Raw genomic sequence first — 9,041 nt, forward strand, 5'->3', positions numbered from 1 at the left:
TTACTGGCCGAACAGGGCCGCAGCCTTGGCCATGCGGTCAGCCACAGGCACGTGGAAGGGACAGCGGCTCTCGCAGGCGCCGCAGGCGAGGCACTCGGCGGCGTGGTGGTCCAGAGCGGCGTAGTGGGCCCGGACGGTGGGGGGCACTTCCTCTCCGGCCAGGGCCAGGTCCAGCATCTTGTTCACCTGGGCCACATCCAGATGGACCGGGCAGGGCAGGCAGTGGTTGCAGTACATGCACCGGCCCTGGGCACCCGCATAGAGGGAGGCGGAGGAGAGGACGGAGGCGTAGTCCTTGGCGGCCTCGTCGGCGGTCTCGTAGGCCACGGCCTGGCGCACCTGCTCCACCGAGCGGCAGCCGATGAGGGTGGAGGCCACTGCGGGACGGGTGAGGGCGTAGTGGATGCACTGGACCGGGGTGAGGGCGGCGCCGAAGGGGGAGGACTCCGCCCGCAGCAGGGTGCCGGCGGCGTAGGTCTTCATGGTGGTGATGCCCACGCCTCTGGCCTCGCACAGCCGGTACAGGGCCTCACGGGCCGGGTCGATGCTGGAGAGCGCCACCCCCTTGGGGCCGTCGGGACCCAGCAGGCTGGTCAGCTCGGTGCCCTCGGGTGCCAGGTCAAAGACCGGGTTGACGCTGAACATGAGCACCTCCACCCAGCCGTCCTCCACGGCCCTGCGGGCGGCGGCGGGTTCGTGGGAGCTCAGGCCGATGTGCTTGATGACCCCCTGGGCCTTCAGGTCCTGGGCATACTCCAGCTGTCCGCTGCGCAGCAGGTCTTCATAGCCGGACTGGGTGTCCACAAAGTGGATCATGCCGATGTCCACATAGTCGGTGTCCAGCCGGGTGAGGAAGTCCTCAAAGAACCGCTTGCCGTCGTCCAGATCCCGGGTGCGGCAGTACTGGCCATCCTTCCAGGCCGAGCCGATGTGCCCCTGGAGAATCATCTTCTCCCGGCGGCCCTTGAGGGCCGCACCCAGATTGGTGCGTACGTTGGGCTCGGACATGAAGATGTCCAGAATGTTGATGCCCTGCTTCATGGCCTCGTCCACCACGGCGTAGACGGTCTCGGCATTCTCACGCTCCAGATACTCGCCGCCCAGGCCAACCTCGCTGACCTGAAGGCCGGTGCTTCCCAGAGAACGGTATTTCATAGGGGACCCCTCCTGACAGGGGCGGCTGACAAAAACCGCCCGGATTTTCTACCATTATAATACCGGCTGTGGAAAGCCGCAAGACGGTTTGTCCGGAGGGCTCAGAGGAGGATTAGGAACAGCCTGGCGGCGGCAAAGCCCAGAAGGATGCAGCCGGGGAAGGTGAGCAGCCAGGCCAGGACCATGGCCAGCACAGGTCTGGGGTCGCCGCCCCGGCCAGCCCCCAGAATGGCGGCGGTTTTGACGTGGGTGGTGGACACGGGCAGGCCCAGCAGGGTGCACAGCAGCAGGCAAAGCCCACCGCCCAGGTCGGCGGCCAGGCCGCTTTTGGGCGTGAGGGGAGCGGCACGGCCCAGAGACGCCACAATCCGTTTTCCACCAAGAGCGGTGCCCAGGGCCATGACGCACCCGCAGAGCAGAGCCAGCCACAGGGGCCGTGGAAAGGTCTCCCAGTCCTGCCGCCCCTGAGCCAGGGCCGCCCCCAAAAGAAAGACGCCCATAAACTTCTGCCCGTCCTGAGCGCCGTGGAGAAAGGCCATGGCTCCGGCGGCACAGACCTGCCCTACGGCCAGCCGGGAGGAAGAGAATTGGCTTTTCTCCATCCGCCCGGATATTGTCCGCCCCAAAACGGCCCCCAGCACCACCGACAGGACCAGACCCGCCGTCACCCGCAGCCATGGGCCGGTTCCCAGATTGGACAGTCCGCCGGGCAGCGCCGCCGCCGCTCCCGACAATCCGGCCACCAGGGCGTGGCTCTCGCTGGTGGGGATGCCGAACCGCCAGGCCAGCACCGCCCAGCACACAATGGCCGCCATGGCGGCGCACAGGACGGCCAGCGCGGCTGAGGTACTCCGGCCGAAATCGGCAATGGAAAAGATGGTCTCGGACACCGCTCCTCCTGCCGCAGCTGCCCACAGGCTCCCCAGCAGGTTGCAGGCCGCCGCCAGCCAGGCGGCCCGCCGGAAGGGCAGCGCTCCGGACACCACCGCCGAGGCGATGGCGTTGGGCGCGTCCGTCCAGCCGTTGACCAGAATGACGGCCAGCAGCAGAAGGACCGTGGCCGCCAGAGCGGGGCTGGCGGCGGTGCGGCAGAGAAAGTCGAACAAGGACAGGGGCATGGACCCACCTCCCGGCATGCTATGGGAAAGTGTACGGTCCACAGCGGCAAAATAGCACTCCTCCGCCGGAAGAAGAGGGGAAAATGCTCAAAAACAACAGCGGTCAGAGCGGCTTAGGCTTGTCCATTCCTACGAAATAAAAATAATGCTTACGAGGGGCAAAAAAACACGCTATAATCAAAGCAATGAATGGTAGTCGCAGTGAGCGGAAGCAGCGAGACGAAAGTTTCGCTGCTTCTTTTTTTGCGCTGCCGGCCAAAACAAGCCTGTGTGACAAATGAGGAGGAGCAAAAGCATGCCCAAAACCAAGTTTCAGAACGTGATTTTCACCATTATCATGGCCGTCATCATGGTCTACGGGATGATCGTCTACAACGTGGCCCTGAACACCGGCGGCGTCACCAACGCCGCCTTTGTCATGGCTCTCTACGAGCTGCCCATCATGGCGCCCATCGCCTTTGTGCTGGAGTTCTTCGTGGTGGAGAAGCTGGCCACCCGGCTGGCCTTCAGCTTCATGCGTCCCACCGACCGCCCGCAGCTGATTACTTACGCCATCTCCCTGATGATTGTGTGCATCATGTGCCCCACCATGAGCCTCATTGCCACTCTGCTCTTCAAGGAGCCCAGCTTCGGCACCTGGATTCACACCTTCGGCTGCAACATGCCCATGGCCATCCTCTGGCAGATGCTCTACTGCGGCCCCCTGACCCGGCTGATTTTCCGGACCCTGTTCCGCAAGCAGCTGGCCGAGGCCAAGTGAGCATATTTCAAAGCTGAACTCGGCAGATAAAAAGCGCCCGGGAACCATTTGGTTCCCGGGCGCGCTTGCTGTTTCGGGTCAGGAGAAGGGGATCAGCTCCATGGCCAGGAAGCCGAAAAACCAGGCGAAGATGGCCGTAATTACCAGACACAGGGCCAGCAGGCCGTACTGCACCGGGCGGCGGCTGACATACTTCTCCAGGGTCTCCAGGTACTTGGAGATGACAAAGACGTTGACGGCAAAAAACACAACAAACAGAACGCTGCGCCGGAAGGAGATGATGGCCGAGGCCAGCACATATTGCATGACAATGTAGCAAAAGCTCTCAATCACAACGGTGAGGACAGCGCCCAGGTTCTTTTTTTCCATATCTCTCTCTACTCCCCTTCAGCCGTGACGGCGGCTCTTTTTTACAGCGCCCGGCCCAGGTAGCGCCCGGCGCAGGCGTTGGCGGCGGCGGCCTCCTCGGCCTCGTCCACAGTGACCAGCTGGCCGTTCTGCACCACGGCCCTGCCGTTGACCACCGTGTAGTCCACCGCGCCCTTGAGGCCCACGGTGGCCAGCATGGACCTGGGGTCCAGCTGGGCGGCCACCAGCTCGATCCGGTCCAGGTTCACCAGGAACAGGTCGGCGGCCATGCCGGCGGCCAGGCAGCCGATGTCGTCCCGGCCCAGCAGGGCGGCGGAGCCCCGGGTGGCCAGCTTGAGGATGTCGTACCCGGTGGGGGCCTTCTGGCTGTAGGTCAGCCGCTGGAGCAGGTAGGCCGCCCGCATCTCCTCCAGCAGGTTGGAGCCGTCGTTGGAGGCGGAGCCGTCCACCGCCAGGCCCGCCGGGACGCCCATGTCCAGCATCTCGTGGAGGCGGCATACGCCGGAGGCGAGCTTCATGTTGGAGATGGGGCAGTGGGCCACGCCGGTGCCCGTCTCGGCCAGGAGGCGCAGCTCGCTGTCGTTGAAGTGGATGCCGTGGGCGTACCACACGTCGTTCCCCACCCAGCCCAGGGACTCCATGTAGGCCAGGGGGCGCATGCCGAACTTCTCCAGGGTGAACCTCTCCTCGTCCCTGGTCTCGGCCAGGTGGGTGTGGAGCCGGACCCCCAGGCTGCGGGCCAGCCTGGCGCTCTCCCGGAGCAGATCGCCGGACACTGAGAAGGGGGAGCAGGGGGCCAGGGCCACCCGGTGCATGGCGTACCGGGAGTCGTCGTGCCAGACCTTCACCAGCCGCTCCGAGTCGGCCAGAATGGCGTCGATGGGCTGGACCACGCTGTCGGGCGGCAGGCCGCCGTCCTTCTTGGACAGGTCCATGGAGCCCCGGGAGGCGTGGAACCGCATGCCCAGGGTGTCCGCCGCCCGAAACTGGGCGGCAATCAGGTCCCCGGCCCGGTCGGGGAACACATAGTGGTGGTCAAAGCAGGTGGTGCACCCGGTCTTGAGCAGCTCCCCCATGCCGGTGAGGGAGGCGTGGTAGACAACATCCTCGTTCAGATTCTTCCACACCTCGTACAGGGCCACCAGCCAGGGAAACAGCTCCAGCTGCTGGACCTGGGGCAGGTTGCGGGAGAAGATCTGGTACAGGTGGTGGTGGGTGTTGATAAGGCCGGGATAGACCGCCATGCGGGAGGCGTCAATGGCGGCTTCCGCATGGCACAGCTTGGGCCCGATGTACTCCACCACGCCGTCCCGGATAAAGAGGTTGACGTTCTCGTGGAGGGTGTCGTAGTCGTCGCAGGACACGATGTAGCGCGCGTTGCGGATGAGCAGGGTGGACATAGAGCGGCGCCCCCTTTGGTGAGTATCAGGATGGGAAAATTTCTCTGTTTTTCTCATCATACCATGGGACGGCGGGAAAGGCAAGCCGCGGGGAGCCGGTCAGGCGAGAATCTGGGGCAGCAGCCCGGCGGTGTCCGGGTAGGAGAGGACGGCCCGGTCAATGTCCAGGCTGCGGGAGAGCTGGAGCTTCCTGCGGATGCTGCCGGCGTCGTCAAAGAGGACGAAATGGGCGCCGGTCTTGGGGGACATGTAGGTAAAGTAGTGGGCGCACAGCTCGTTGGAGAAGAACACCGACGGGCGCAGCTCCTCCATCTTTTTGTCCAGCTCCCCGCCGGTCATGGGCACGCCCTGACCGGTTGGAGAGGGGAGAAAGAAGTCCTGCCGCACCAGCTCCACGTCCAGAACCACACGCCCGGCGCCGTACTCCGCCACCGCCTCTGCCAGCCGCTGGCGGAGCGAGCCCCCAGACAGCGCGGTGGGGATGAGCACCCGGGTCTTGTCGGAGCAGCTGGCGTAGGCCTCAGGGACGTACAGGGACCAGCCCCGGTTGTGCATCAAATCCCCCAGCTGGGAGATAATCTGCCCCAGCACCTTGAGGGGCCGGGAGCGGAAGGCGCAGATAACCCCGTCAAAGCCCCGGGCGGAGCACTCCCGCATGACCTCGTGGCAGAAGGGCAGGGCCTGGCCCAGGCCGTCGAAGCCGGCGTCGTCAATGGCCATCAGTCCGCCCCGGACCGCCACCGGCATGTTGGCCCGGAAGAGATGGGGACCGCCGCCCACCCGGTAGGCCGTGTGGGCCAGGGGCAGGCCGAGCCGGGAGGCGGCGCGGCTGTCGGCGGGCGGGACAGTGAGAATCAATTGGGTTTTGGAACGCATAATGGATGGTACCCCCTTGTCCATGTTTTGCCGAAATGCTATAATGCAGTCTATGCGGGTATCCTGAAGTTCAGAAGCAAAACAAATGAGGTGAGCGGTTTGCCTTTTTCCCTGATACCCCACCGGGTGTATGACAGCATTTACGACATCGACCCCACAGCCCTCCGGGAGGCGGGAATTACCCTGCTCCTGGCGGATCTGGACAACACGCTGGTCAAATACGGCCAGCCGGAGCCGGACCAGACCCTGCGGGACTGGAAGGAGAAGCTGGAGGCGGCAGGGGTGGAGCTCTACCTCCTGTCCAACAGCCGCAAGCCCGGCCGGGCCGCCAGCTTTGCCCAGGCCCTGGGCATCCCCTATCAGGGCCACTCGGGCAAGCCGCGCACGGCGGGCTACTTCAGAGCCATGGAGCGCATGGGCCGCCGGCCCGAGCAGACCGCCATGGTGGGGGACCAGATTTTTACCGATATCCTGGGGGCGCGGCGCTCCGGCGTGAAAGCCCTGATGGTGGAGCCCATCGAGCTGGCGGGCAACCCGGGGCGCTATCTCCGCTATGCGGTGGAGGAGCCCTTCCGGCTTCTGGGAAAACGAAACAACAGGAGAGCACTATGAGCGCAAAATTCGGACCCGCGGGAAACGCGGAATCATTTCCCTACAAATCCTCGGTGGACGCTCCCCGCTGGCTGAGCGGACTGGGGCTGGACGCCTACGAGTACCAGTGCGGCAAGGGGGTCAACGTGGGGGAGGAGACGGCCCGGAAGCTGGGCGCCGCCGCGGCGGAACACGGCGTGGCCCTGTCCCTCCACGCGCCCTACTTCATCAACCTGGCCAACCCCGACCCGGAGAGCCTGAAAAAGACCACGGGCTATGTCATCGCCGTCTGCCGGGCGGCGGACTGGATGGGGGCCGCCCGGGTGGTCATCCACTCCGGGGCGCTGATGAAGCGCACCCGCAGAGAGGCCCAGGACATTGCACTGAAGTCTCTGCGGGAGATTGTCTCCGCCGTGGACGGCGAGGGCTTTGGCCATATCACCCTCTGCCCTGAGACCATGGGCAAAATCAATCAGCTGGGCGACCTGGATGAGGTGCTGGAGCTGTGCACGCTGGATGAGCGGCTCACCCCCTGCATCGACTTCGGCCACCTGTACGCCCGCACCCTGGGGGAGCTGGAGGGCCACGAGGCCTGCGTGGGCATGCTGGACCGGGTGGCGGAGGTGCTGGGCGAGGAGCGGGCGTCCCGCTTCCACAGCCACTTCTCCAAAATCCAGTTCACCCCGAACGGCGGCGAGAAGATGCACCTGACCTTTGACCAGGACGAGTTCGGCCCCGACCCGGCACCCCTGATGGCCGAAATCGCCCGCCGGGGCTGGAGCCCCACCTTCATCTGTGAATCGGCCGGAACCCAGGCCGAGGACGCCGTGACCATGAAGAAGCTGTACCAGGCCGCGCGGGGCTGACTGTCCTGTGTATTTTCGCAGGGGCCCCGTACGGCGGGGTGCCGCAGCGTGTCAAAAAACCTTGGTTGAACAGCATCGGGCTGCGTCGGGGCGGGGGAGCGCGAGGGGGCAGCCGCCCGCCTCGCGTGGGATCGAATGCCCCGGAAGCCTTGCTGTGCAAGGCTTCCGGAGAGCGGAGCGAGGACTTTTGCGCCGCTGTGCGGCGCGAAAGTAACGGCATTTTTGAAGGCTGTCGAAAAAGTCCCTGGACTTTTTCGACAGCCTGAGGGGCCCCGCACAGCGGGGCGCCGTACAAGTGTTTTTCCGAGAAAAAACCTTGATGCCGGGCGGATTTACTCCGCCCGGGCAGATAAATGGGGTGCACGGGAGGTGCAGCCGATGGATCCGGCCATATGGGTAGTATTCGTGGCTGTTATGATCATACTCTGGATGGCCTGGCGCCGCGCCGTACAGCACCGCCGGAGGAGAAACAGAAGGAGGCGAGCAGGGAATATGAGTCAGACCATCATAGAGCAGCTGCTGGGAAAGCGCTGTATGTTCGATATGGAGGGTCTCACCAGCGTCACCGGTGTGCTGGAAAAGCTGGACGGGAACTGGCTTTCCCTCCGCATGGATGACAAGCTGGAGCTGGTCAACCTGGACTATGTGACGCGCATCCGGGAATTGCCGGAGAAAAAGCGCAGGAAATAGGAGAAAGGAAGTAATTTTTATGAATCATCTGAAACAGATTGGGGCCAAGCTGCCCGAGTACGGAATCGACGCCATGCTGCTCTCCAGCGCCCCCGGCGAGTTCTACGGCGTGGGCTTCCACGGCGAGGGCTACGTGGTGGTGACCGCCGGCGAGTGCCGCTACTTCACCGACTCCCGCTACATCGAGGCGGCGGAGAAGACCGTCACCGGCGCAGCTATCGCCATGACCAGCCGGGAGAAGAGCTATCCCGCTCTGCTCCAGCAGGCCATCGATGAACTGGGCATCCATAAGATGGGCTTTGAGGACGGCTATATGACCGTGGCCCAGTACAAGCACCTGGACAACGCGCTCCAGGTGGAGCTGGTGCCCGCCCAGGGGCTGGTCAACGGCCTGCGGGGCGCCAAGGACCAGGAGGAGCTGGACGCCATGGTGCAGGCCCAGCGGATCTCCGAGCGGGCCTTTGACGAGATTCTCAAGTTCATCAAGCCCGGCGTCACGGAGAAGGAGATCGCCGCCAAGCTGGAGTACGATATGCTCCGCTTCGGCGCCCAGAAGATGTCCTTTGACCCCATCGTGGTCTCCGGTCCCAACGGCAGCCTGCCCCACGGCGTGCCCAGCGACAAGAAGGTGGAGAAGGGCGAGTTCATCACCATGGACTTCGGCTGCATCTACAACGGCTACTGCTCCGACATGACCCGCACCGTGGCCCTGGGCGAGCCCACCGAGGAGATGCGGAAGGTGTACGACGTGGTGCTCCAGGCCCAGCTGGCCGGCCTGGCCGCATCTAAAGCGGGGGTCACCGGCAAGAGCATCGACGCCGCCGCCCGCAAGGTCATCGAGGACGCCGGCTACGGCGAGTACTTCGGCCACGGCTACGGCCACAGCGTGGGCATTGAGATCCACGAGGCCCCCAACGCCAACATGCGGGACGAGACCCCCATGCCCGTGGGCGCCGCCGTGTCCGCCGAGCCGGGCATCTATCTCCCCGGCCGCTTCGGCGTGCGCATTGAGGACGTGGCCATCATGACTGAGGACGGCTGCATCGACATCACCAAGGCGCCCAAGGAGCTCATTGTACTCTGAGCAATTTCCTTAAAATTCTGCCCGCAGAGGGGAAAATGTAGGTTTGTCAAACATATTGGACGGCGAACTCGTTAGGAGAGGACCAGTTAAGCGGTCTCATAGGGAAGTCGTTAGAGCGGCGGTTATGGACAG

At 64.3% G+C, this 9,041-nt stretch carries 10 protein-coding genes; 5 read left to right on the plus strand and 5 right to left on the minus strand.

Going from position 1 to position 9,041, the window contains the following annotated elements:
• Together QZY67_RS09040 and QZY67_RS09045 are read right to left on the minus strand one after the other, a co-directional pair.
• Positions 1-1,155: an aldo/keto reductase gene (locus QZY67_RS09040; RefSeq protein ID WP_006574850.1), complete on the minus strand. Its 1,155-nt coding sequence runs from the start codon at positions 1,153-1,155 to the stop codon at positions 1-3.
• A gap of 101 nt (positions 1,156-1,256) precedes the next feature.
• Complete coding sequence (locus tag QZY67_RS09045; protein ID WP_295369793.1) at positions 1,257-2,273, minus strand: inorganic phosphate transporter; 1,017 nt, start codon at positions 2,271-2,273, stop codon at positions 1,257-1,259.
• A 295-nt stretch (positions 2,274-2,568) separates the two neighbouring features.
• Between QZY67_RS09045 and QZY67_RS09050 the strand changes: the two genes are divergently transcribed.
• Positions 2,569-3,033: a DUF2798 domain-containing protein gene (locus QZY67_RS09050; protein WP_295369794.1), complete on the plus strand. Its 465-nt coding sequence runs from the start codon at positions 2,569-2,571 to the stop codon at positions 3,031-3,033.
• A 78-nt stretch (positions 3,034-3,111) separates the two neighbouring features.
• Here the strand turns inward: QZY67_RS09050 and QZY67_RS09055 are convergent, their stop codons facing one another.
• From QZY67_RS09055 to QZY67_RS09065, 3 genes are all read right to left on the minus strand, one after another.
• The gene (locus tag QZY67_RS09055) at positions 3,112-3,402 is read right to left on the minus strand and encodes a hypothetical protein (protein ID WP_295369795.1); all 291 of its coding nucleotides are present in this window, start codon (positions 3,400-3,402) and stop codon (positions 3,112-3,114) included.
• Between the two features lie 41 nt (positions 3,403-3,443).
• Entirely contained in the window at positions 3,444-4,802 is a 1,359-nt protein-coding gene (locus QZY67_RS09060) for an 8-oxoguanine deaminase (RefSeq protein ID WP_295369796.1), read from the minus strand.
• Between the two features lie 99 nt (positions 4,803-4,901).
• Positions 4,902-5,678 carry a hypothetical protein gene (locus QZY67_RS09065; protein WP_295369797.1) on the minus strand — a complete coding sequence of 259 codons (777 nt, stop codon included), beginning with the start codon at positions 5,676-5,678 and terminating at the stop codon, positions 4,902-4,904.
• Positions 5,679-5,768: 90 nt separating this feature from the next.
• On the opposite strand from QZY67_RS09065, the gene QZY67_RS09070 reads away from it, so the two are divergent.
• The 4 genes from QZY67_RS09070 (at position 5,769) to QZY67_RS09085 (ending at position 8,909) form a co-directional block, all read left to right on the plus strand.
• Positions 5,769-6,290: a YqeG family HAD IIIA-type phosphatase gene (locus QZY67_RS09070; protein ID WP_295369798.1), complete on the plus strand. Its 522-nt coding sequence runs from the start codon at positions 5,769-5,771 to the stop codon at positions 6,288-6,290.
• The gene (locus QZY67_RS09075) at positions 6,287-7,135 is read left to right on the plus strand and encodes a TIM barrel protein (RefSeq protein ID WP_295369799.1); all 849 of its coding nucleotides are present in this window, start codon (positions 6,287-6,289) and stop codon (positions 7,133-7,135) included. Before QZY67_RS09070 ends, QZY67_RS09075 begins: the two co-directional genes overlap by 4 nt.
• 492 nt (positions 7,136-7,627) lie before the next feature.
• Positions 7,628-7,825 carry a hypothetical protein gene (locus tag QZY67_RS09080; RefSeq protein ID WP_294531931.1) on the plus strand — a complete coding sequence of 66 codons (198 nt, stop codon included), beginning with the start codon at positions 7,628-7,630 and terminating at the stop codon, positions 7,823-7,825.
• A 19-nt stretch (positions 7,826-7,844) separates the two neighbouring features.
• Complete coding sequence (locus QZY67_RS09085; RefSeq protein WP_295369800.1) at positions 7,845-8,909, plus strand: aminopeptidase P family protein; 1,065 nt, start codon at positions 7,845-7,847, stop codon at positions 8,907-8,909.
• The last annotated feature ends 132 nt before the right edge of the window (positions 8,910-9,041 follow it).

This window comes from uncultured Pseudoflavonifractor sp., from assembly GCA_904419835.1.
In the GTDB taxonomy this organism is placed as follows: Bacteria; Bacillota; Clostridia; order Oscillospirales; family Oscillospiraceae; genus Pseudoflavonifractor.